The 22,974-nt window shown below is 67.3% G+C and carries 24 protein-coding genes; 23 read left to right on the top strand and 1 reads right to left on the bottom strand.

Annotated features, from left to right (window positions below):
- Nucleotides 1–24 precede the first annotated feature (24 nt).
- The 4 genes from ACFQVC_RS13015 to ACFQVC_RS13000 all read left to right on the top strand — a co-directional run bounded on the left by ACFQVC_RS13015 (nt 25) and on the right by ACFQVC_RS13000 (nt 4,511).
- Nucleotides 25–378 (top strand): trypco2 family protein, encoded by a 354-nt coding sequence (locus ACFQVC_RS13015; RefSeq protein ID WP_381830257.1) that lies wholly within the window; start codon nt 25–27, stop codon nt 376–378.
- A 1,325-nt stretch (nt 379–1,703) separates the two neighbouring features.
- Nucleotides 1,704–3,527 carry a tetratricopeptide repeat protein gene (locus ACFQVC_RS13010; protein WP_381830255.1) on the top strand — a complete coding sequence of 608 codons (1,824 nt, stop codon included), beginning with the start codon at nt 1,704–1,706 and terminating at the stop codon, nt 3,525–3,527.
- 76 nt (nt 3,528–3,603) lie between these two features.
- Nucleotides 3,604–4,011, top strand: a complete 408-nt coding sequence (locus ACFQVC_RS13005; RefSeq protein ID WP_381830253.1) for a hypothetical protein — start codon at nt 3,604–3,606, stop codon at nt 4,009–4,011.
- Between the two features lie 14 nt (nt 4,012–4,025).
- Nucleotides 4,026–4,511 (top strand): hypothetical protein, encoded by a 486-nt coding sequence (locus ACFQVC_RS13000; protein WP_381830251.1) that lies wholly within the window; start codon nt 4,026–4,028, stop codon nt 4,509–4,511.
- 158 nt (nt 4,512–4,669) lie between these two features.
- On the opposite strand, the gene ACFQVC_RS12995 is transcribed toward ACFQVC_RS13000, so the two are convergent.
- Nucleotides 4,670–5,167 (bottom strand): ATP-binding protein, encoded by a 498-nt coding sequence (locus ACFQVC_RS12995; protein WP_381830249.1) that lies wholly within the window; start codon nt 5,165–5,167, stop codon nt 4,670–4,672.
- A gap of 289 nt (nt 5,168–5,456) precedes the next feature.
- Between ACFQVC_RS12995 and ACFQVC_RS12990 the strand changes: the two genes are divergently transcribed.
- From ACFQVC_RS12990 to ACFQVC_RS12900, 19 genes are all read left to right on the top strand, one after another.
- A complete protein-coding gene (locus tag ACFQVC_RS12990) occupies nt 5,457–5,684 on the top strand; it encodes a GntR family transcriptional regulator (RefSeq protein WP_381830247.1) in 228 nt (75 codons plus the stop codon).
- 367 nt (nt 5,685–6,051) lie between these two features.
- Nucleotides 6,052–6,588: an ATP-binding protein gene (locus tag ACFQVC_RS12985; RefSeq protein WP_381830245.1), complete on the top strand. Its 537-nt coding sequence runs from the start codon at nt 6,052–6,054 to the stop codon at nt 6,586–6,588.
- Between the two features lie 503 nt (nt 6,589–7,091).
- The gene (locus ACFQVC_RS12980) at nt 7,092–7,475 is read left to right on the top strand and encodes a hypothetical protein (protein ID WP_381830243.1); all 384 of its coding nucleotides are present in this window, start codon (nt 7,092–7,094) and stop codon (nt 7,473–7,475) included.
- A 347-nt stretch (nt 7,476–7,822) separates the two neighbouring features.
- A complete protein-coding gene (locus ACFQVC_RS12975; protein ID WP_381830241.1) occupies nt 7,823–8,365 on the top strand; it encodes a hypothetical protein in 543 nt (180 codons plus the stop codon).
- Nucleotides 8,366–8,668: 303 nt separating this feature from the next.
- Nucleotides 8,669–9,175, top strand: coding sequence for an SAF domain-containing protein (locus tag ACFQVC_RS12970; RefSeq protein ID WP_381830239.1), 507 nt, complete (start codon nt 8,669–8,671; stop codon nt 9,173–9,175).
- Nucleotides 9,175–10,017, top strand: coding sequence for a CpaE/TadZ family protein (locus ACFQVC_RS12965; protein ID WP_381830237.1), 843 nt, complete (start codon nt 9,175–9,177; stop codon nt 10,015–10,017). Before ACFQVC_RS12970 ends, ACFQVC_RS12965 begins: the two co-directional genes overlap by 1 nt.
- Nucleotides 10,014–11,345: a CpaF family protein gene (locus ACFQVC_RS12960; protein WP_381830235.1), complete on the top strand. Its 1,332-nt coding sequence runs from the start codon at nt 10,014–10,016 to the stop codon at nt 11,343–11,345. Before ACFQVC_RS12965 ends, ACFQVC_RS12960 begins: the two co-directional genes overlap by 4 nt.
- Complete coding sequence (locus ACFQVC_RS12955) at nt 11,327–12,208, top strand: type II secretion system F family protein (RefSeq protein WP_381830233.1); 882 nt, start codon at nt 11,327–11,329, stop codon at nt 12,206–12,208. The genes ACFQVC_RS12960 and ACFQVC_RS12955 overlap by 19 nt, the downstream gene beginning before the upstream one ends.
- A complete protein-coding gene (locus ACFQVC_RS12950; protein ID WP_381830231.1) occupies nt 12,205–13,107 on the top strand; it encodes a type II secretion system F family protein in 903 nt (300 codons plus the stop codon). The genes ACFQVC_RS12955 and ACFQVC_RS12950 overlap by 4 nt, the downstream gene beginning before the upstream one ends.
- Nucleotides 13,108–13,171: 64 nt before the next feature.
- Nucleotides 13,172–13,369 carry a hypothetical protein gene (locus ACFQVC_RS12945; RefSeq protein WP_381830229.1) on the top strand — a complete coding sequence of 66 codons (198 nt, stop codon included), beginning with the start codon at nt 13,172–13,174 and terminating at the stop codon, nt 13,367–13,369.
- A gap of 34 nt (nt 13,370–13,403) precedes the next feature.
- Nucleotides 13,404–13,778, top strand: a complete 375-nt coding sequence (locus ACFQVC_RS12940; RefSeq protein ID WP_381830227.1) for a TadE/TadG family type IV pilus assembly protein — start codon at nt 13,404–13,406, stop codon at nt 13,776–13,778.
- Between the two features lie 4 nt (nt 13,779–13,782).
- A complete protein-coding gene (locus ACFQVC_RS12935) occupies nt 13,783–14,205 on the top strand; it encodes a TadE/TadG family type IV pilus assembly protein (RefSeq protein WP_381830225.1) in 423 nt (140 codons plus the stop codon).
- Nucleotides 14,202–14,657 carry a pilus assembly protein TadG-related protein gene (locus ACFQVC_RS12930; RefSeq protein WP_381830223.1) on the top strand — a complete coding sequence of 152 codons (456 nt, stop codon included), beginning with the start codon at nt 14,202–14,204 and terminating at the stop codon, nt 14,655–14,657. Before ACFQVC_RS12935 ends, ACFQVC_RS12930 begins: the two co-directional genes overlap by 4 nt.
- Complete coding sequence (locus tag ACFQVC_RS12925; protein WP_381830221.1) at nt 14,657–17,413, top strand: BTAD domain-containing putative transcriptional regulator; 2,757 nt, start codon at nt 14,657–14,659, stop codon at nt 17,411–17,413. The genes ACFQVC_RS12930 and ACFQVC_RS12925 overlap by 1 nt, the downstream gene beginning before the upstream one ends.
- 722 nt (nt 17,414–18,135) lie before the next feature.
- The gene (locus tag ACFQVC_RS12920) at nt 18,136–18,426 is read left to right on the top strand and encodes a hypothetical protein (RefSeq protein ID WP_381830219.1); all 291 of its coding nucleotides are present in this window, start codon (nt 18,136–18,138) and stop codon (nt 18,424–18,426) included.
- Nucleotides 18,427–18,644: 218 nt separating this feature from the next.
- Entirely contained in the window at nt 18,645–19,739 is a 1,095-nt protein-coding gene (locus tag ACFQVC_RS12915; protein ID WP_381830562.1) for an AAA family ATPase, read from the top strand.
- A gap of 52 nt (nt 19,740–19,791) precedes the next feature.
- Nucleotides 19,792–21,591, top strand: coding sequence for a VWA domain-containing protein (locus ACFQVC_RS12910; RefSeq protein ID WP_381830217.1), 1,800 nt, complete (start codon nt 19,792–19,794; stop codon nt 21,589–21,591).
- Between the two features lie 32 nt (nt 21,592–21,623).
- A complete protein-coding gene (locus ACFQVC_RS12905; protein WP_381830215.1) occupies nt 21,624–22,100 on the top strand; it encodes a hypothetical protein in 477 nt (158 codons plus the stop codon).
- A 75-nt stretch (nt 22,101–22,175) separates the two neighbouring features.
- Nucleotides 22,176–22,871: an SPDY domain-containing protein gene (locus ACFQVC_RS12900; protein WP_381830213.1), complete on the top strand. Its 696-nt coding sequence runs from the start codon at nt 22,176–22,178 to the stop codon at nt 22,869–22,871.
- Nucleotides 22,872–22,974: the final 103 nt, after the last annotated feature.

Below are 22,974 nucleotides of genomic sequence, written 5' to 3'. Positions count from 1 at the left end.
ACCCGAGTGGCCGGAGCCGAGCACATGGACGCCCTCCTTGAAAACGTCGAGCTAACAATGGCAGTGCAGGGGCTGCGTGATCAGCTCTTGGCAGCGGTGGCCGCCTCGGATGGGCAAGAACTGAAGTTTGCTGTGGAAGAGATCGCTTTGGATTTCACAGTCGAACTAAGGCGAGACGCCGGCGCGAAACTCGGTTTCAAAGCTTGGGTGGTGTCGGGTGACGCTCAGTCCAACATGTCAAAGGCCGTGACTCATAAGGTGTCTCTGCGTCTGCGGCCGATGAACTCGCCAGATGGTGAACTGGTCAGCATCGGGAACGACACGCACGCGGACATGTCTCTCTTCGACGAGGGCACGGCGCGGGATCACGGCGCATGACTGGGTATGCCGCGGAGCGAGTGGCGCTGGTACAGGCAGCGAGGCAAGGCAGTGGCTACCTTCTGACCTCGCGCCTCGTACTCACCTCGGCGCATCTCCTTGATGGGACCACGGCTGCGCGCGTAGCAGTTCATCGCGGCATGGGTGTGCGCGCATGCCGAATAGTGTGGCAGCGCAGAGATGGCGCCTGCGATGCGGCCCTACTTGAGGCTGAGGAGGACCTCGTAGCGCAGTCGACCTCGTGTCACATCACGGACATCCGATGGGGGCGGATCAGTGGAGTCTCCTCACGGAGCAATTGTGAGGCGATTGGGTATCCGCAGATCTCGCGTACAGGGACAACAACTCCAGACACAGAGCAGATCGTGGGGACTCTGAAGCCAGGGTCCTCAATCCTGCGTGAACGTTATGTACTCGACAACATTCACGCGGCACCCCCGGGATCTGGAACTTCCCCGTCCCCGTGGCAAGGTATGTCAGGGGCTGGGCTTTTCCTAGAGGGGTTCTTGGTTGGCATCGTAAGCGGAGATCCAACCCAATGGGAGCATAGCCGCATCGAGGCGATCCCTATTTCCACTCTCGTTGCTGATGCGGGATTCGTGGAGGCCGTAAGCGCTTCAACTGGAACTCGGCCGATCCTAGTTGAAGTCCCACGACCCAACAGTAGGGCTTTGCAGGTCGAGTCAGCGAGTGATTACTCATGGCGCCCCGTTTCTCAAGCTGACCCAACAACATTTGGCGTTCATCCTGTTCGAGATTCGCCAGGCCATCCACGTATCGTAGAGTACGTTCAGCGTGATGTAGATAAGCAGCTTGACCGTTTTCTCAATGAGGTACGTGATACCGGTGGTCTAGTTCTGCTGTCAGGCGACTCAGCCTCAGGTAAGACGCGAACCCTGTTCGAGTCCATGTCTAGGAATCTCCCCGACGCAATGGTTTGCAAGCCGGACCCGGATGCGGACCTGAGTCTCATTCTGGCATCGCGTGAGCAAAGCTCTGGCAGAGTTATTTGGCTCGATGACTTAGAATCTTACATTCGCTCAGACGGTCTTACGCCGCAGTTGCTTGATTCGTTGCTACAGGATCAAGTTGTAATACTCTCCACTCTGCGCACAGAATTCTACGAGAACTATTTGAGTGACGGTCGTCAGCGAGAGTTACCAGGGCAGGAAAGTGCCAGGATCCGTGGATCAGCCTCACGGATGCTACGAGCCTCTCGGCACATCACAGTCGAGCGCGTCTGGAGCACAGAAGAGCGGAAACGAGCGTCAGAATACGTAGATCCAAGGATCTACGAAGCGCTGAAGTCGGACGAAACTCACGGCGTGGCAGAGTATCTGGCATCCGGCCCTCAGGTGCTTTCCCTCTGGAAGAGGGCTTCGAGAGTCAGAGGAAATCCGAGGGGAGCTGCACTCGTAGCTGCTGCTGTAGACCTTGCACGTACTGGGTTGGCCTCTGCAGTGCCTGCAGAATCGCTGGAGAGACTGCATGAATACTACTTGGAGGAGGCTGGCGGCCTCGCGTTGCGCCCGGAACCGTTGGATGAAGCGTGGCATTGGGCAAGCGAAGTTGTGTTGGGGGTTACGAGCCCTCTAATTCCAGCAAGAAAAGGGCACTGGAAGCCGTTCGACTATTTGGTTTCAGATACTGCCCGAAGAGCTGAAGCGATGACCTTGCCAGAGCCTGTCTGGGGCGAAGCCCTCTCGGTGGTGGAAAATTCGCGGAGAATATCCGTATCCACGATGGCTAGGGCGGCTGGGCGCCCAGACATCGCAATATCCGTGGTAGAGCCGCTAGCAGAAGTCGATGACCTGGACGGTCTCATCACCCTGGGCGCTCTTCTGTTCGGTGAAGGTGACCACCAGCAGGCCATCGCCAATTTCTGGCGAGCCGCAGAGCTTGGCGATGCCACTGGAGCCCACAATTTGGGTGCCATAGAGATGGATTCCGGCAACCTGGAAGATGCGATTCCATGGCTGGAGCTGGCAATTGAACGGGGCGAGATTCAATCAATTGGTACTCTCGGAATGGTGTACGAAAAGCTGGGTGACGGGCCGCGAGCCGTTAAGCTCTGGAAGAGTGGCACTGCAGCTGGCGATGCTGGCAGCGCGCTTCACTACTCCGATTGGCTGAGATCTCAATGGAAATCGGACGAAGCGCTCGAGGCGCTACGGGTAGCGGCAGAGGGTGAAATTCCATTTGCGACGCTCTCCTATGCCGGCGCACTCCTCCAGCGTGGGGAGACCGATGATGCAAATGCTTATATCTCGAAAGCCTATGAGGTTGCCAGTAGGCAGGCGTACTTGGGTGAGGCCGCTGGCGCTCTGATGGCGGGAGTAACTGCATATTCGACAGGAAATACCGAGATGGGTGACATTTGGTGGGCTCGTGCCATCGAGAAAGGGGTTGAGCCAGACTGGTTCATCCTGGACTCTCCGGGCGGCCTGCCGGGACTGGCACACATGGCTATTAGTCGGAAGACTCTAGATCTTCTTGGCGAAGATGAAGCGCGTACCCTAATGCAGGGGTTGTGGGCCAAGGATTGTCTCGAATGTGGTCATCCGCTAGGCAGCGGCGTCCCGGCGCTTTGTATTGACGATCATCACTCCTGGGCGGACGCGAGGTTGTTCCATTTCGGGATCTGTCGATATCCGGTCTGGAACGACTCTGCATTGGTCATTGTTGCTAAGGGTAGTGCATCCAGCTGGATATCTGTCACTGGCCCAATTCCAGTTAAGGGCACTGAGGGAATTGTTCCTGCCCTTTTTGTGAACCCGTCGCTCGAGACTTCTCAGTTGATGGCTGACAGTGCGGGCAGGTGGAGTGTCACAGGTGCATACGGTCCGAGATCTCGGCTGGCTGAAATGCTGAAACTGAGGCCTCTTTGGAAAGGCCTTGCGGACGCGCCGTCCGATAACCTAGCAAAGGGGTACGTTGAGGCAGGGGAGGTGGCCGTAGCTACCGCACACCATGTCTGGTCCGCCCCTGCGGCACCGGAATTTATCAACGCGGTTAAGCACTGTGGTGGACTACTGCTCGTACTGACCAGCGCATTGGGGCCAGGTGAGGCGACGATGGAAACAATCTTGGAGTTGGTTCAGTCCTGGGACGCGATGACCCGCTGGGTTGAGCTGTCGGAAACCTCGTAGTGGCTCAAGCGCCTGACAGCGGCCCAACAGGGTCCTACGATCGGTGAGTTGCTGTATTGAGGCAAGGGGGGGATCTGTGGAAGCGGAGTTGGCGATGCTCGTCGAGAGCGGCGTTGCAGCGCTTGGAGGGCTCATGGTCACTGACGCGTATACGCGTCTTCGTCCACGACTGAGCAACCTGATGAGGCGCCGGAGCGAGGGTCAGCAGGTTCAGGCCATCGAGGAAGTTGATCGGCTCAGGCGTGAGTTGATGGATGCTCAGCGGCAAGGGGGTGAGTCGGCGGAACGCGCCATCAGAGATTCGTTGCGTACACAGCTGAGGCAAGTGATTGAAGCAGACCCTGATGCTGCTTCGGAACTTGCCGCATTGATCCGAGAACTGCAGTCTGAGCTGTGTTATGCGAAGCAATCCAGTGTCACTTTTGCTGGAAACACGTTCCATGGGCCAGTTCAGGGATCCGGTGTTCAGAACATCTCAATGTAGCGGGGTGTACTGCAATGCCGCCTGAGCAGCACGAGTCTGACTTCACGAACAACGAGTTCCGCGGCCCTGTTCAGGGGCACGGGATTCAGATAAATCTCAATGGCCCGGCGGCCCCAGAGGTGGTGACGTACGACCCTGCCCGTCGACGGCAGCAGGCCGCACGTGAAGACTACCGCTCCATAGCTTCGGCATTCTGGCAAGGGGTCTGGAATGCATGTCTGGCCGTCGCTGCCGGTGCCACCGCGTTGTGCGCGGTTTCCCTGCGGAATGATGAGATTCTTGATGCCCTCACTCCGGCAACCTCACTCCTCTTCGCGCTGATTTCAGCGGTCGGCTGGAGTGCAGATATCTCCTTCTTTGCAGTTCGGCGCAGATGGGAGAAGCGGGAGATTTACTGGATCTCGGGTGACGCCCCGAACTATATACTTGTCCTTGCGAGAGTGGCTATTCTCGGGCTATGCGTCTGGCTCCATTTCCTCCCCCTCCCGATGCTGTCATAGGTTGTGCGGCCGTGCGCGCAGCTATCGTGAGGACGAGCTCCATCGACACGGGGAGGCTCAGGACACATTGGAGCGTCGAGGCTGAACAACATCCGCCGCGGGCACAGTGGTTGCTGCGCATGCCCCCGGCTGCCCGTGGCGACTCGAATGGCCACGCGTCAGGCGGAGGCACCGCGAGGCAGAGGAAAGTTGGCCCACACGGACTTCGTTCCGTCGCTGTAGACCGTGGTTCCCCATTCCGAGCACAAGGCCTCCACTATGGCCAGCCCGCGACCGTTCTCGTTGTCGGTGCCGCGCGGATCTTTGCGCACGGGGAGCTGCTTGGTCCCGTCGCGCACCGCGACATGGAGGTAGGACGCCACTTCGACCAGCACGGTGATCGTGGTTGATGCCGCGGCGTGCAGCACGGCGTTGGTTGCCAGTTCGCTCACGGCGAGGACAGCCACATCCTGTACGTCTTCGTCGACCTCCCAGTATGCGAGCACTGAGGTGACGGCCCGCCGTACCTCTGCGACGCGTTCCGGTGCCGGGAGAAAGGCGAAGGCGGCGTACCGGACATCGCCGTCGTTGCTGTGCAGGGCGATGGGGCGTGGCGCCCTCCTGAAGCACAGGTACTGCGGGGCGACGGCAGCCGGACTGCCGGTATGCGGGGACACCTAGCGCCCCTCCGCCTCTGCGTACTTCGGCTGCGCCGGCACTCCGGGCCGGGTGAGGACGTGGTGGTGGCGTGGCGCGCAACGGGTGAGGGCTCGATCGAGGGGGTCACGGATACGATCCAGCATGTCGACGCTCCTTCGTAGCGTTCGGCCATGCCCCGGGGCGGCTTCCATCCGTCGCCGGGGTCCGTCGCTGCGCACTGTAGCCAGGCCTGTACATACCTGTCTATAGCTGTGTATGCAGAGGAGCTTCTATGCCTGGGTGGGAGCCCGTACGTACAGTTCTACTGTGTTCGATTTCGACCCGACCAAGCCCAAGTGGCAGCAGATCGCTGAGGTGATCCGGAAACGGATCGCTCAAGGCGAGTACCCCGTGCGCGGATTGATCTCCGAAGTGCAGTTGGAGCGGGAGTTCGGGGTGTCGCGGGTGACGGTGCGCAAGGCCACGGCGGCGCTGCGCGAGGAAGGGCTCATCATCACCACTCCGGGTATGGGGTCGTTCGTCGCCGAGCGGTGAGCCGGCATTCTTCTGTCCAGCCGTCGTCGTGAGCCGGTGCAGCCGCTGATGCTCGGTGGGGCCAGCCTGTCAGCGGGCTCTTTGACTTTTGACTGTTGCTTCCACGTGCGAGTGGCCGGCTGGGGCGCCCTGCAGCCCGTTCGTTAGTGCGGGCCGGAAAGTGCTTCTGAGAGCGGGCTTCCGCTCTTGATGAGCGGCGTGTGTCGTCGACCTGTTCCCGATCGCTGATCGCTGTGGAGGTCGCCGTGCTCTCTCCTGCCCTGTTCGCCACCGTTCTGCTGCTGGTGGCCGTGCTTCTCAGCGTGTCTCTGTTGCTCGGCGACTTTCGTTCCCTCGTGCGCCCAAGGGGGCGCCACCGTCGCGTCGAATGTGGTCGCCATGCCGTGCAGGCAGGCACACGATGACTACAACTCCCCCCTGCGACAGGGTCGTTGCTACGTATCGCTGGCTCAGCTGTGACCGTGCTGCCACCGGTCATGCTCGCGCAGTGGTGCGGCGCTCCTTGCTCCGCCTCGGCTGCACCGAAGACACGGTCGATGATGCCGTGCTCGCGGTGTCCGAGCTCATTGCCAATGCGTGCGAGCACGCGATCGGTCCGTACGAGCTGCGGGTGCGACTCGCGTCAAAGGAGATCATCTGCGAAGTACGGGACGGCGACCCTTGTATCCCCGACATCCCTGCCTTTCCCTCGACCGCTCCGTTCAGCCCGGCCGAAGAAGCTCGGGGTGGTGGTCTGGAGGCACTGTGCGCGGTGCTCACGGAGCGCGGGCGCGGACTGCACATCGTGCATGAACTCACCCGCGGAGCGTGGGGGATGGAGCGAGTCAGGGGCGGCAAGTCGGCGTGGTTGGCGCTGCCGCTGCCGCTGCCGCTGCAGATGCCGGGCGCTTCGGCGCAAGGGTGACGGTGGCACAAGCAATGTCGTGCGCCGGACGCCGTGTCCCGTCGAACGGCTGTCCCTGGAGCGCGGATACGGGCAGTAGTGATGCGGCGTGGTGACGCTTGGCTCCGAACTCTGCAGCGCATTCACTCGATAGGGCGAAGTTCTGTGAGTTTGCGTAACCGGGTCGCGTGGCAGCGGCATCGTCGATTGAGTGCGGTGCGTGACTGCCTGAACATCGGGCTCCACGTTTGCGGTTGCGGATGAGAGGGCGGGGGAACGTACCGTCGTGACTGAGGGTGACCGATGAAAGTCGGTTGCGTCCGAGCGGCGGAATGGGGGCGTTGCGGGTGATCAACTCTCGCTGCAAAGCGTCGGTGTTGGGTGTCGGGGCCCTGACTGCTGCCCTCCTGGCAGGTGGGTGTTCTCCTGACGGGGGGCGCACTGCTCGGCCCTCCTCAGTCGGAACGGATCCCTCGGCCTCCTCTCCGTCGCCGAGCACGTCGTCTGGGTCTGACGGTGAAGCCGTGGTGGCCTACTTGGCGATGTGGCAGGACGCGGCGACGGCGTCCCGTACGGCAGACCCGAAGCATCCACGCCTCGATGATCACGCGCAGAGGGGTGCGCTTCAGCTGCTGCAGCACGTGATGAGGCAGGCCCGTAAGGCTGGCGTGACCATGCAGGGCGCGGCAGTTGCGGCTCCGTCCGTGGTGAAGTCGGGCTCGGACAAGGTCGTGTTGAAGGACTGTGTCGACGGCTCCAAGTGGGTGCAGGTCAAGCCGGATGAGTCGCCCGACGGCAGCCTCTCTGGTGGGCGCCGTCACACCGAGGCCACGGTCGTCCGCACAGACGGCGGTAAGTGGAAGGTGTCCGACCTCTACTGGGAGGACGTGGGCACGTGTGTGTCGTGAACTGCGGGTCGGTGTGCGGGAAGAGCGTGATCGGTGCCGTGGTGGCGCTGTGTGTACTCGGTCCCCTGGCCGGAGTGAGCGCGGCGGGCGGAGGCGGTGATGAGGGGATGAACTTCGGCACCGGGGTGAAGTGCCCGGCGGCGCCGGAGTGCAAAGTCGGTGCACACCGCGAGAGTGGGACTTCTGGCGTCGGTCACCGTCAGCGGCCGTCGTCCGGAGGGGGCGGAGGGGGCGCGAGCCGTGCCCCAAGTTCCGGTTCCGGTTCCGGTGCTAATGAAGCGATGGCGTGGGGGCGCCAGCCCGGGCAGCTTTACGGCCCGAATGGTGTGCCCATCCTGGCCCAGCCGTTGCCCGGACAGAAAGGCGAGCAGCCCGAGCAGCCAGAGGAGGGCGGTAGGGCGCCTGCGCCGGACCCCGAGGTGATCGCCCGCCAAGTCGTGCGGGAGCTGGTACTCCCCGAGCCGGAGATCCGTACGAACCCTGACGAGAAGCATGCCCAATTGGTGCGAGTGCCGACGTGGATGTGGCTGGATCGGAGCATGTGGAAGCCGGTCTCTGAGACCGCCAAGGTGCCTGGGGTGACGGTCACGGCTACGGCGACACCGCGGCGGGCGACGTGGGTGATGGGTGACGGGAAGATGGTGGTCTGCCGGGATGAGGGGACGCCGTACTCGTCGAAGTACGTGTCGGCTTCGGAGTCGCCGGACTGCGGGCATACGTATCTGCGGTCGTCGGCGGGGCAGCCGAAGGAGGCGTTCACGATCTCGGTGATCGTCACGTGGGTGGTGGAGTGGCGCGGAGGGGGCCAGCAGGGCGTGATTCCGGGGCTTGAGACACAGGCGCAGATGCCGCTGCGGGTGGCTGAGGCGCAGGCGCTGGTGGTGGCCTGACCGCTTCTGGCGGTGCGGGTGTTGCCGGTACCGGGGGCGGTGCCGGGCGGGGTTCTTCTTGAGCGTGTGAGGTGAGTCGTGGGTACTTCCTTGTCTTCTTCCAGGACGGTTGGCAGAGCGAACGGTGCATGGGGACGGCTCAGATCCCCGCAGCGATCGGCTGATGGTCCGCCTGCGGGCAGCGGCCCGGTGGGGGCGCGGCGGCGGTGGCGGCCGGGTCTGATCGCGGTGGGTGTGGCCGGGGCGGTCGCCTGTGCGGGCGGCGTTTCGTGGTTGCTGGGGACGGCTGGGGAGCGGCAGCCGGTGCTGACCGTGGTGCGACCGGTCGCGGCAGGTGAGGTGATCGAAGACCTGGATGTCAGCGCCGTACGCCTCGGTGTGGACGACGCGGCCCAGGTTGTGCCCGAGGGACGTCGGGACGCCGTGGTCGGGCGGAGGGCCGTGGTGCCGTTGCTGGCGGGGCAGCTGCTGGCTCCCGGGCAGGTGGGGGAGGGGGCGCAGTTTCCGCCCGAGGGGCGGTCGTTGGTCGTGGTGGGTGTGGAAGAGGGGATGGTGCCCGCCGGGCTGGCGGCCGGGCAGCGGGTGGCGGTGGTGCCCGGCACCGGGCCGGGTGGGCGCGCGGGCGGCGACCAGGAGGTGAAGGAGCCGGATCCGGTGCTCGGCGTGGTCTTCGCGGTACGCCGGCCGCAGTCCGCCTCGGGCAAGGGCGCGGTGACCGTCCTGGTGGATGCGGCGGCGGTGCGGCGCGCGGCGCAGATGACTGATCCGCGGATCGCGGTGCTCGGCGCTTCGGTGACGGAGGTGTCGTGATGCGCAAGCTCATCGCGCTCGGATCGCTGAAGGGCGCTCCCGGGGTGAGCACGCTCGCTCTCGCGCTGGCCGCGACCTGGCCCGCAGGAGGGACGAGGCGACCGGTGGTCGCGGAGGCCGACGCCGCCGGCGGTGATTTCGCCGTCCGGTTCGGCCTCCCGGACACCGACGGACTGCTCGCGCTGGCGGCCGGGGCCCGGCACGCGGGCGCCGATGCGGAGTTCGACGCCTGCACTCAGCACGTGGCCGGGGACGTACCGGTCATCGTGGCGCCGAACGGTGCGGATCAAGCCTTCAACAGCGTCACCGAGGTCGCCGACCGCTTGTCCGTGCTGACAGGTGACGCTGATAGTGAGGGCACGGTGCTGCTGGATCTTGGACGCCTGGGCCCGGCGCCGTCTCGGCAACTGGCGCGGGCGGCGGACCGGATGGTCCTGGTGGCCCGTGGCCGCGCGGAGGCGTTGGCCGATGTCGCGGCCCGGCCAGGCTGGTTGGACGGCGCTGATCCGGAGCTGGCGGTGGTGGGGCCGTGCCGCTATTCGGCAGCCGACATCGCCATGGCGCTGGACATGGAGCAGCACCGGATTCACCTGTTGCCCTGGGACGACCGGGCCGGTGCGGCGCTGTCCGGACAGGCGCGCGTGGGTGAGCGCCGGTGGCGTCGCTCACCGCTGGCCGCCGCCGCGTCCGGACTTGCCCGTCAACTGGCCGGGGGCGACGAAGAGGGGACGCCCAGCGGGCTCCGCGGTGAGCTGGCGCGGCTCGGCACGCGTGCGCTGCCCGCCCCCGTGCGGAGGCGGCCCGGCGCCGTGCGGGCCCTGGAGAAGGGCGGGACGCAGTGAACCACCGTACGGAGAAGGGGCCATCGGCCGCAGAGCAGTTCAGGGACAGCATCGCGGCTACTTTGACTTCCTTCGCGCACTCGCGCAGCGAAGCCGGACTCCCGGTCCAGAGCAGCAGCGAGCGGCGGGCGCTCGCCTGCAAGCTTCTCGCCGACGAACTCGCTTCGCACAACCAGGCTCGGCTGTGCCTGGGCAGCCCCGCCTTGGATGACGGCGAACGAGGGGCGATCGAGCGGCAGGTGATGGAGGCGCTGTTCGGACTCGGCTCCCTGCAGGAGCTCCTTGACGACGAACGGATCGAGAACATCCAGATCAACGGCGCGGACCGGGTCTTTGTGCGCTACGCCGACGGCACCGAGGAGCGGCGCGCTCCCGTAGCGGCCTCCGATGCCGAATTGATCGATGTCGTACGACAGATCGCGGCCCGCTCGGGGCTCGAGGAGCGGCGCTTCGACCGCGGATCGCCCAGCCTGAACATCTGTCTTCCGGATGGATCACGGCTGTTCGCGGTGATGTCTCTCTCCCACCGGGTGGGGCTGACCATCCGCCGCCACCGCTTCAAGACAGTGACGATGGACGACCTGGTGCACCGGCTCGGCGTCTGCGACCAGCGGCTCGCGGCCTTCCTGACGGCGGGAGTCCTGGCCCGCAAGAACATCATCATCGGCGGCGGCACCAACGTCGGAAAGACCACCCTGGCCCGCGCCCTGGCCTCGGTCATCCCGCCCGGAGAGCGGCTGGTGACGATCGAGGACACCTTCGAACTGGGCCTGCACGAGGACACCGTGGCGCACCCGAACGTGATGGCGCTGCAGGCCCGAGAGGCCAACCTGGAAGGCGAAGGTGCTGTAGAGCAAGCCGAGTTGGTGCGCTGGGGGCTGCGGATGTCTCCGGACCGGGTGATTGTCGGGGAGATCCGCGGCCCGGAAGTCGTACCGATGTGCAACGCCATGAGCCAGGGCAACGACGGCTCCCTGTCCACCATCCACGCCTCCACCTCGCGCGGCGTTTTCACCAAGCTCGCCGCCTACGCCGCCCAGTCCCCAGAACGCCTCTCCCTGGAGGCGACCAACCTGATGGTGGCCTCAGCTGTGCACTTCGTGGTGCACCTGGGATGGGACCACGAGGGCCGCCGGGCCATCGACTCCATCCGCGAAGTCGTGGATGCGGACGGTCCGCAGATCGTCTCCAATGAGGTGTACAAGCCCGGACCGGACGGACGGGCCGTGGCTGGAGCGCCCCTGCGGACGGAAACCTTCGACGACCTGGTCGACGCAGGCCTTGATGTCGCGCTGCTGCGCGGGGAGCGATGGGGGCGATCCTCATGACCCATAGCGGTCTCTTGGGTTTGTTGCTGGGCGCGGGCTTCGCCGGGGCGTCGTGGCTCATCGTCCACGGCGCTCTGTACGGCCCGGCCGAGCCGCGCTCAGCGCGACGTCGGCTGCGTCTGCGGGTGAGCACACGGCAGGGGGTGACAGCGGGGCTGGCGGCCGTGCTGGTCGGGGCGGTGACCGGTTGGCCGGTCGCCGGACTGCTGGCCCTGGTGGCGGTCCTGGCCTTGCCCAGGCTGCTTGGCCCGGACCGCCAGGCCGCAGCCCGTACCGCCAAGCTGGAGGCGGTCGCGACCTGGGCGGAGATGCTGCGCGACACCCTCTCCGCGGCGGCCGGCCTGGAGCAGGCCATCCTCGCCACTGCGCCCATCGCACCGCCCCCTCTGCGTGAGGCGGCGCTGCGCCTGGCCGAACGTATCGAGAACGACGAACCGCTGGGCGACGCGCTGCGCGCGTTCGCTGACGAGGTCGACGACGGCACCTGCGACATGGTGGTTACCGCGCTGGTCATGGCGGCCGAGCGGCAGGCGCGCCAACTCGCAGCTCTGCTCGGGCAGCTGGCCGCCTCGACCCGCGAGCAGGTGACCATGCGGCTGAAGATCGAGGCCGGACGCGGCCGGGTGCGCACCTCGGTGCGCGTCATCACCGCCACCACCCTGGCCATGGGAGCGGGACTCGTCATCCTCAACCGCCCCTACCTTGATCCCTATTCGACGGCCGAGGGGCAGCTGGTTCTCGCCTTTGTGGGTGGTCTGTTCGGCCTGGCCTTCTGGTGGCTGCTGAAGATCGCCACTCTGAAGGAGGAGCCACGAATCCTCAGGGTCGGCCGCTCGACGGATGAGGAAGGGCCGGGGCGGTGACCGGGATTCTTCTGGGCCTTGGACTCGGCGGCTTTCTCGCCGTGATCGTGTACGGGCTCAACCCGCCGAAGCCCTCACTGGCCGACACTCTGTCTCAGCTCGGCGGGCCCACGCCGCCTGCTGCCCATGCGGCGGCAGAGGCGGACGAACAAACCGGGTGGGCAGCACGGTGGGGGCGGCGCGTGGTCCCGGTACTGAGGGCGTGGGGTCTGCCCGGTGCTGGGCTGCGGCGCGACCTGCAGGTGGCCGAGGTGCCGGTGGAGCGGTTCCTGGCAGAGAAGGCCGCCTGCTTCACGGCTGGGCTTCTCGCACCGAGCGGCGCCTCGCTGCTGTGGTGGCTGCTGGCCGGGACCGGACCGGCGTGGCCGGCCACCGTGGCCGGTTCGCTCGCCATCGCTGTGGTGCTGTTCTGCGTACCGGATCTTTCGGTGCGCGGCCAGGCCCGGCAGCGGCGCGCGGAGCTGAAGCACACGTTGTCGGTGTTCCTCAACCTGACGGTCATCGCCCTGTCCGGCGGTGCGGGAATCCACCAGGCCCTCACGGATGCCGCTGCGAGTCCGCAGGGTTGGGCAGCGGCTCAGCTGCGGCGCGCTTTGACGGCGTCGGACCTGCGGCGCCGCAGCGTCTGGCTGGAGCTGGGTGAACTCGGGTCCCGCACGGGTGTGACCGACTTGGAGGAGCTGGCAGCGACGGTTTCCCTGGCGGGCAGCGAGGGCGCCAAGGTTCGGATCTCGCTGGAGGCGAAAGCAGCCGCGATGCGTACGCGCAGCCTCGCCGAGTCCGACGGGGCAGCGCAGTCCGCCACCGAGCGGATGTCGCTTCCCGTGGTGGTCTTCTTCGCGGGCTTCTTGATGTTCATCGGGTATCCGGCGCTGCAGAACGTACTGGCTGGTCTGTGAAGGCTTTCCGAGCTCGCTGTGCCGAAGCCCTGAGCCACATTCCGTCCAAGGGAGGGAGCTTGCCGTGAGCATCCACTTCATCGCGGTCCGGGCGCGAGCCTGGGCCCGGCAGATCAAGAAGGAGGCGGCCAAGGATGCCGGGTACTCGACCGAGACCGTCATCGTCACCGCGCTGCTCGTCATCATGGGAATCGCGGTCATCGGCATCATCGCTGCCAAAGTCATGGGCAAGGCCCAAGGGATCGACCTTGGCCTCGGCTAGCCGAGGGAGCAGGCGATGGGGAGACCACGGGGCCGTGAGCACGGAACTCGTCGTGGTGTTCCCGCTTTTGATGGTGCTCCTGCTGATCACTGTGCAGTTCGCGCTTGCCCTGCACGCTCAGCACATCGCCCAGACCGCGGCCGCCCGGGCGCTGGCTGCCGCGCGTACGCAGGACTCGTCCGCTGCTGCCGGTCACGCACGCGCCGAGCAGACGCTGCGGCTACTAGGCGGCCGGGTCTTGGAAGCGCCCCGCGTGCAGGTCAGCCGAGGTGCGGAAGAGGCCAGTGTCCGCGTGGAGGGGAGCGTCCTTGCGGTCCTTCCGGGGCTGCGTCTGCAGGTGTCGGGGCAGGCCGCCGGGCGAGTCGAGCGCTGGACTGCCGTCCGGCCCCTGCCGCCGGATCGGGGCTAGAGCGATGACGTATCGCAGATGGCGTTCGGGAGAGCGGGACCGGGGCTCGTCCACGACGGAACTTGTCCTCGTCACCCCATTGTTGATTCTGCTCGCGCTTGTCGCCGTCGCGCTCGGCAAACTCGCGAGTGCACGGCTGGATGCCGACGAAGCCGCCCACCAGGCCGCGCGCGCCGCCTCCCTGGCGCGTTCCGCCGGCCAGGCGCACACTGACGCCGTGCAGGCCGCCCGTCAGAGCCTGGCCGGGGCCGGATCCTCCTGCACCTCTCCGCGCATCGCCCCCGACACCGGAGGAGTAAAACCGGGCGGCGTCGTGCGCGTAACCGTGACCTGCCGCGCCGTCCTCGACGTCCCCGGTCTGAACAACGTGAACGTCACCGCGTCCTCCGCCTCCGTGGTTGACCTGTACCGAGGAGTGGAGCCATGACCTGCACAACCAGACGCCACGTACTGAGTGGCGACGAGGGGCAAGTGACCGCGGTCGTCGTGGTGATGGTGGCCGGACTGTTTCTGTTCGCGGGACTCGTCGTCGACGGCGGTCTCGCCCTGGCGGGCAAGGTCCGCGCCGCCGACACCGCACAAGAGGCCGCCCGAGCCGCCTGCCAGCACGTCGATCTCGATCACCTGCGCACCACCCACCAACTCCGGCTCGACGGGCCGGCCGCTCAGGCGGCAGCGCAGGCGCGGATCACCGCCGTCGGTGACACCGGCCGCGTCCGGATCACCGGTGACCAGGCACAGGTGAATGTCACGCACGTCCAGAAGACCCAAGTGCTCAGCTTGGTCGGCCTGAGCTCGCTGACCACCCGTGCATCGGCGACCGCGCACCTCGAACACGGCGCCACCCGCCCATGGGACGACCAAGGGGGAGGGTTGTGATGATGCGGCAAGCACGGGATCGACACCTGGCCCGGCAGTTCGGGGGCTGTCTGCGGCTGCTCGTCGTCGTGGTGGCGCTCGCTGCCGCCGTGGCCGGCATCCCGTACGCACTGACCGCCACCATCGGCGCCCCCTGGCCCGACCAGGTGGCCTCCTTCGACGATCTGCTCCGTCGGCTGAATCAGCCGGTCAGCGACCCTTTCCTACTGAAGGTTCTCGCGCTCATCGGCTGGGCATTCTGGGCGTACTTCATGCTCACCCTGTTCCGCGAAGCACTGTGGCTGCTGCGCCACTTGCCCGCGCTGGTACGAGATACGGCGCTGCTCAGTCGGCACGCCGCCGCCCTGCCCGTGCACCGGGCCGCCGCCGCACTCCTGATCGGCACCCTGCTGCTTGCCCTACTCGGCGCCGGGCGCCCGCCCACCGCTCAAGCCGCCACTCCCGCTCCGGAGGCAGCTGCCCCACACCGGGTGACGGCCGGTGCGCCACGCCACGTGGAACCCGCACAGGCGACCAGGCCGAGCTACACGACGTACACCGTCAAAGTCGGCGACACTCTGTGGGATATCGCCGAACAGCACCTCGGAGACCCGCTGTTGTGGCCGCAGATCTACCAGCTCTCCTGCACCATCCGGCAGGCGGACGGGCGACTCCTGGCAGACCCCGACGTGATCATCCCGGGCTGGCAACTGCACCTACCTGTCCTCGACTCCCCGGCCCCCACGCCACCTCCGGCTCCCGACCAGCCAGCCGCACCACCCCCCTCCGACCAGCCGGTCACACCACCACCTCGCACACCTGCGCCGCTGCCCACGGACGCGGAGCACGGCACCCCAGGGCACCACGGACACGACAAGGAGGAGCGAGAGGCCGACCAGCACAAGCAGGATCACGGTCGCGACGCTCAACACCGCCCGGTGACCATCAGCCTGGGCGCCGCCTCCGCGATCGGCGTCACCACCGCGGCGGGTATCGCCGCGGCTCTCGTCTACGCTCGTCGGCATGCCGCGCGCGGCCGGACTCCGACCCTCGACGCGCTGGCCGAGCCGCTGGCGGACGACGATGTGCAGTTGAGCGACGCGCTGCGCCGCAGCAACCAGGCACACCTGAAGGCCCGTTCGTCCCGTCATCATGATCCAGCTGCCCTGCCGCGTCGCGCCGCACCGGCCGAGCCCGGTCTGCCGGGCACCGTCACCATCGCGGAGAAGGCCGGCAAGGAAGTACGCATCGACGCGCTCGCCGTGCCGGGCGGAGTGCAACTGACCGGGCCAGGCGCGGCCAATGCGGCCCGCCACCTGGCCGTCGCCATCGCCGGCGCCAGCGAGCGCCTGCGGCCGGCTGAGCCCCGCGCAAAACTGCTCGTACCGCGAAGCACGATGGAAGGGCTGCTGCCTCGCTCCGAATGCACCACACCCGCCTGGACAGTGACCAGCACGATCGTGGAGGCCATAGACATGGCCGAGCACACCCTGCTGGAACATGCCCGACACGAACGACGCCTGGACCATGCGACGTTGGGTGACGGTCTGCCACCGCTCCACGTCCTGCTTATCGACAAGGGCGGCCCGGATTCGGAACGGATCGAGGCACTCGCCGGACGGGCCACACCAGGACAGCTCGCCGTGGTCATGATCGGCAAGTCACTCGGGCCCGCGCGGCACCAACTCACCGTTGACGAGGACGGGACCGTCACAGGTATCACGGGTACGCTCAGCGCCCTCCACGACGCCACCTTCTTCACCCTCGCCCTGTCGGCGGCCAACGAGCTGCTGAGAGCGGTGTCCGCAGCCCACGGCCACTCGACGATCACGTCGAACGACCGCCCTGAACCAGACGGGCCCGAGCGAACCCCGCAACCCCGCCCGGCCTCCGCATCGGAAGAGCCCGGATCAGCCCCCGCGCCGCCGAAGCCCAGCCGCAAGCACGGTCCGGAGACGCCGAAGACGGCTCAACCCACCGGGCCTGAACACATGGTGCAGCTAAGCCTCCTGGGCAGTTTCAAAATCCTCATCCATGGTCAAGAACGCGCACTGACCGGAATGGTCAAGGAGGAGACCAGAGAATTCCTCGCACTCCTGGCCGCACATCCGGACGGTCTACGGGGCGAGGAAATCGTGGACAAGATGCAGCTGCCCGAGGACCCCGACGCAGCGAAAAGCGCTCTGGAGAACCTCCGACGCTCCGCTCGACGCGCCCTGCGTAAAGCCACGGGGAAGCGGGAAGTCGCCTTCGTGGTCCTCCATGGGCCTGCCCACCGGCTCGATGCGCAATACGTCTCCACAGACATCGAGCGATTCACTGCGGCTCTCAAGGACACCGCCGCAGCCGACTCTGCCTACGGGCGCGCGGAAGCACTCCAACGCGCCACCTCCCTCTACACCGGACCACTGTGCGAAGGCGCCGACTACCTGTGGCTCCATGGCCTGCGCCGTGACCTGCACCGCCGAGCCGTGGACGCACTGATGCTGCTGGCCGAGCACACTGCGCAGCACTCCGCCGACCCCGAACCCGCGCTCGCACTGCTCAACCGGGCCGCCGACCTCGACCCGGAAAATGAACGCGTCTACCGCCGCGTCATCCAACTCCAGCTCGCACTCGGCCGCGACGACGCAGCTCACCGCACCCTGGGCCTGCTCGCCGAACGTCTCGCCGCCATCGACCTGGAGCCGGAACCTGCAACCCTGGCCTTGCTCCACACGGCGACTCTGTCGCCTCGCGGGGCAGCAGGCAGGCATGGGACGACCGTCAGGCGCTGAAGTCCTGTGCCCTGTCCTGTCGGGCGTCCTGCCAAGGGGGTCCAACCCGGCGTCCTGCTTGGAGGGGAGCACCCCGCCCGCGATATCAGTGCAGGCCACGGCCCGATCTGCCGCGGCGAATCCGTCCAGCCTGCATATCGGTACAAGTCTCTGCCCCGATCTGCGGACGTCGGCCGCCCCGGCCCCGACATGCGTGTGCCCTGTGCCTGCGTGCTGATGCCCCTTCAACAGCAGAGCCCCTCAAAAGGCCTTCCCACCACATACAAGCCTTGCCGGCTCCGCCGGGCGGCGCGCGCGTATCTGTACGGAGCGGCGGCACCCAGGCGTAGCCGAAGGTGCCGCCGTGCCGGGCCGCCGTGCCGGGCCGCCGTGCCGGGCCGCCGTGCCGGGCCGCCGTGCCGGGCCGCCGTGCCGGGCCGCCGTGGCCGTGCGAATTCGGTCAGGTACTCGAATTCCGGGGGCGCCGGCGGCGATTTCGGGCCTTGATTTCTGTCGTGAATTTGGCGCGGCTCGACGGAAAGCGTCGAGCGTTCTGAAATGCGCCTGAATTCCGGTCGCGAAATTCGAGATATTCCAGCATTATCAAGCCGGTAAACCGCTTCACGGCGCCCCCGGTTCGAGCTATATTTAAATTGTTCCCGAAAAGGCGGGAATGGAAATAACAAGAAAGGCCCGGCGGGGGAATTCTCGAAATGGGTTCGAATAGGGGAAGGGTGATCGGTGTGGAAAGCCGAAGGGTGAACGCGGTGGAGTTGCGTCAGACGGACGCACTGAACTGGATCGAGTTCGAGACCGTGTGCCGGGAAGAGTGGGAAGAGCTCGGTTTCGGTGAGCTCGGCGAAGCGGTCACGTTTGCCGGGATCTTGATCGGAGTCGAGAACGGTCAGACCGCCGGACGCGCCTGGTCCCGGGTGCGGGTGCGGGTCACCGCTCCGGCCACCCGTAAGCGGACGGAGATCGTCTCGGTCCTCGGCTCGCATCGCACGGTCACGCTCACCGACCTCGACGGCTGAACGGCTCCAAATCCCCGGTGCCGCCGCACGGTTGACCCCCCAAGTCCCCGGCGGCACCTCCCTCGACCTCAAGCCCCCCCGACTGCTGGCCGCGTTCACGGAAAGACCCTGCCATGACCACTCCTGCCTCGCCGCCCCCTGCCCCGACCCCACCGCCCGCACCTACGAACCCGCCCGCAGTGAACGGCAAGGCCCGCCCGGGCGAGCTACGTTCCCAGATCGCGGCACTCCTCGCCGCACATCCCGGATTGCACTTCACCGTCACCCAACTGGCCAAGCGGCTTGGGCACTCGGGCGGCGCGGTGGGCAACGCCTGCGAAACCCTGGTGGACCGGGGCGAGGCCGAGCGGGTGTGCACCAAGCCCCGTACCTACCGGGCGACTTCGGCCACGGCTACCGCCGCGCAGAGAGCCGTGATCACGGCGCCCCGGCCGGGCAGCAGTGCGCCCCCGACATCGCAGCCGAGCCCACCTGCAGTGGCACCGAACTTCCCACCGCCCGCAGCGGGGGTTAGCAAGCCGGACCCGGTCGTGCGCCCCAACGGCCAGCGCTACCATCCCCGAGCCCTGGCCAACCTCCCCGACGTCGAAGCACTACGACGCCTGCGCGCCGCGAACGTCCCGGTCCTGCTGTACGGGCCGCCGGGTACAGGCAAGACCTCCCTGATCGAGGCGGCCTTCGACGACCTGATCACGGTGGCCGGGGACGGAGACACCGTCGTAGGAGACCTGATCGGCGAGTACACCCAAGACGAGCACGGCGGTTACGAGTTCGTCTACGGTCCGCTGGTCACCGCCATGCAAGAAGGCCGCGCCCTGCTCCTGGACGACGCGACTCTCATCTCGCCGAAAGTCCTGGCCGCCCTCTATCCGGCGATGGACGGCCGCAGGCAAATCCAGGTCAAGGCACACAAAGGCGAGACGATCACCGCAGCCGACGGCTTCTACGTGATCGCCGGTCACAACCCGGGCGTGCACGGCGCCATCCTCACCGAAGCCCTCGCCTCCCGCTTCAGCGTGCAGATCCAGGTCGGCTCCGACTACGACCTCGCCGCCGCCCTGAAGATCAACAGCACCGCCGTCCGCATCGCCCGCCACATCCACCTGCGCCAGCAGAACGGCGACGTCGGCTGGGCCCCGCAACTGCGCGAACTGATCGCGTTCCAGAAGATCGCCGACGTACTCGGCCGCGAGGCCGCCTTCGCCAACCTGGTAGGCATCGCCCCGCCCGAAGACCGCGACCTCATCTCCGAGATCGTCGCGAAGACCCTGGGCAAACCGGTCACCGCCCTGGCCCTCGGCCGCCAACTCTGACCCGCCCCACCACCCCGTACCCCTGGAACCCCCTGGAAGGGGACGACCCGCCATGCCTGCGCACATCCAACTCGCCCCGCCCGCCATGTCCGAGACCGAGTACGCGACTGCCTGCTGGGAGGACGACGGCGGCCCACCTTTCGAGCCAAGTCCCGCCGCACACGCAACCCAGTGGCGCCGCGTCGCGGCCGAACTCAGCGGCCGTCTGCCGGACATCGCCGACCGCCATGACGTGATCGTCACCTGCGAGCACGGCACCCGCTCCGGCGCCCCCGCCGCCTTCTACCCCACGACCGGGATCATCGAGATCGACACGAAGCTGTTCGCCCCGCTCGCCCCCGCCACGCTCCACCCGGCCCGGTTCGGCGACGAGGAGCGCTACCCCATCGCCTGGGGCGTCCTGATCCACGAGGCCGCCCATGCCGCCCACACTGCCTGGCTCCCGGCACCACACCTCCGCCCGACCGCCGCCCACCAAGCGGCAGAAATGCTGGAGGAGTCCCGCGCCGAGTGCGCCCATCTCGCTCGCCGCCCGGCCGACCGCCGTTTCCTGCGGGCCACCGTGGCCACCCTGGTCATGGCCGACATCACCGCCCAGACCCCCGCCGACCGCTGGCAGGCCGCCTTCGCCGCAGGCCTCATCCTCGCCCGCCGCGACGCCGGAATCCTGGACGAGGACGAAACCGAAGCTCTCGAGCACACCGTGCGCGACATCCTCGGCCCGGACCTCCTCAACACCTTGGCCGCGATCTGGCAGGCCGCCCACCAAACCGCCGACACCGACGGCCAGGCCATGTGGGAGCACGGCCGCGCCTGGTGCGAAGCCCTCGGCACCGACCCGACCCAGCCCCCGCCCGCCCCCGGCAACGAACGGCGCGGCGCCCTGGCCGCCGCGATCGGCAAGGTCACCGGTCAAGTCACGGCCAATGAAGACGCACACGCCGCAGCCCAACAAGAAGCCCGCACCACCCGGGCCAACCGCGCAAAGGCGAAGGCGGCCCAGGCCGAACGCCAACGCCAGGCCACCCGCACCGCCGAGCACGTCTTCACTCCCGGCGCCCGCCCCTACGCCCCCGCCCCGCTCCGGGGCAGCGGTCGCCTCGCCTCGCCGATCACGGGCACCCGGTTGCCCACCAGCGCCGAGAAGGCTGCCACCGCTCACCTCGCCCGAGGCTTGCGGGCCGCCGCCTACCGCGAGCGCACCGAAATCACCTCCACCTCCGCCGTGCCACCCGGGCGCCTGAACATGCGCGGCGCCCTGGCTCGCCAGGCGCAGCAGGCAGCGGGCGCCACCCCCACCGCCCAGCCCTGGATCCACACCCAGCGCCGCCCAATCCCCGCCCCACCCCTACGAGTCGGTATCGCCGTCGACGTCTCTCGCTCCATGCGCAGCGCCGCCGCCCCGATCGCTTCGGCCGCCTGGATCCTCGCCAAAGCCACCGCCCTGACCGACCCGGACTCGCGGGCGGCAACGGTCGCCTACGAGGAGTCACTGACCGCGATCACTGCGCCCGGCCGCACCCCGCACCGGGTCACCGAGTTCGACGCCGACGGAGCCGGGCACAGCCTCGGACACGCCATCGACGCCCTGACGGCCGGGCTTGAGCTCACCCGCCCGGGTCGAGGCCGCCTCCTGGTGATCGCCTCGGACGGCTACTACCGCCGCACCGAGGCCGCCGAGGCCACCGAGCGGCTCACCACCCTGACCCAGACCGGGTGTGCGGTGCTCTGGCTCGCCTTCGCCCCCGAACCCTGCCCTCTGCCCCACACCACCCTCCTCGAACTCGAAGACCCGGCCAAGGCGGCGACCGCCATCGCCAAGGCCGCGACCACCGCACTCCAGGCCCTCTGACCTGACCACTCACGCGGGAGGAGCCGATCCCCATGACCTCACTCGCCGAACGCGCCCACGCCGCCGCCGTATTCATCCAACGCGCCACCGCCCCCGGCCCGTACGGCCCATGTCGGGGCTCCGACCATGCCCTCATCGCCGTACGTCTGGCAGCCGCCCTCGGCATCGAAACGGACAACATCACCGTCGCCCCGGATTGGCTGCGCCGCCGCACGATCCCCGACGAACCGGTCCTGGCCACCGTCATCTGCCCCGACAGCGGTGAGAGGTACGTCTTCCTGGCGCGCCGCTCGCACCACGCGGATGAGCCCTTTGAATTCCTGGGCCCGTGCCCCGAGTGCGCGGCGCGAGTGCCCCTTGCCGACGTACGTCACCTCGCTGACCTCGGCATACATCTGGCCCGTGGCCCCGCCCCGCTCACTGACGGCCAGGTGCCGTCCACCTACCCCGACACGTTCGCCGCCGACGAAGCCCACACCGCGGCCTGCCATTTCGGAGCAGATCCCTGAAAGAGCAACGGCCGGGCCGAGCACAGCCTCGCAGTGATCATCCGTAAACCGTGTCGAAGAGAAGGAAGTTGAGCCATGACATCGAACTCTGATTCCCCGGTCTATCTGATCGCTCCTTGCTACCTCGCGGGCCCCGACACCAGCATGAGCACCGCTCTGACCGCCCATCTCGAAGCGGCAGGGTGGGCGCGCAAACCCGTCCGGGCGGGCCTGGCGTTCTCCCACCGTGAGAGAGGAGGGCTCGTGGAGGCCGTCCACGCACCGGACGGCACGCCACCAGGAGAGAGCCCGTGCCCGGCGCTGAGCTGGGAGTTCACCGCCCGCCCCGGGCCCGGCCGCCCCTCGACCTGGTCGGTACGGTTCACCCCCGCCACCCCGCCCGAACTCCCCACCGCCTTCGCGCACGCCCTCACAAGCCCCGATCCTGCCGCTGACCCAGACGGTGGGGCACCGCACTACCTGCAGGCACCTGGCCTGACCGACCTGACGACGGCGCCATTGCAACAGGCGCGGTGGCAACGGGACATCGGTTCCTACTGGTCCGCCTGGAACGCTCCCGACCGGCAAGGCGTCGTCATCACTCCCGTCGCGCCGGGAGTCGACGGCTACGGCGGTGCCGACTGGCTGCTCGCCGCACGACGGGCCAGCGACAAGACCGTGATGTGGATGGCCGTGGCGCACCCGAACACCCCCACACACCTCATGCGCACACTCTGCACCGCGCTTGCCAGCCCGGCCCCCGTACCCCGCCAACGCAAACCCGCCTCCTAGGTCGGAGACGTCACCATCACCAGCCGTTGATGGCACCCGGCCCCGAACCAGGCGGCAACGAGCGCAGGAAGAACGGTCCCATGACCAGCACGTCCCACACGGA

Source organism: Streptomyces monticola (assembly GCF_042665355.1).
GTDB classification, from domain to species: domain Bacteria; phylum Actinomycetota; class Actinomycetes; order Streptomycetales; family Streptomycetaceae; genus Streptomyces; species Streptomyces monticola.
The sequence above is the reverse complement of the archived record's forward strand: the minus strand, read 5'-3'. Positions and strand labels throughout refer to the sequence as shown.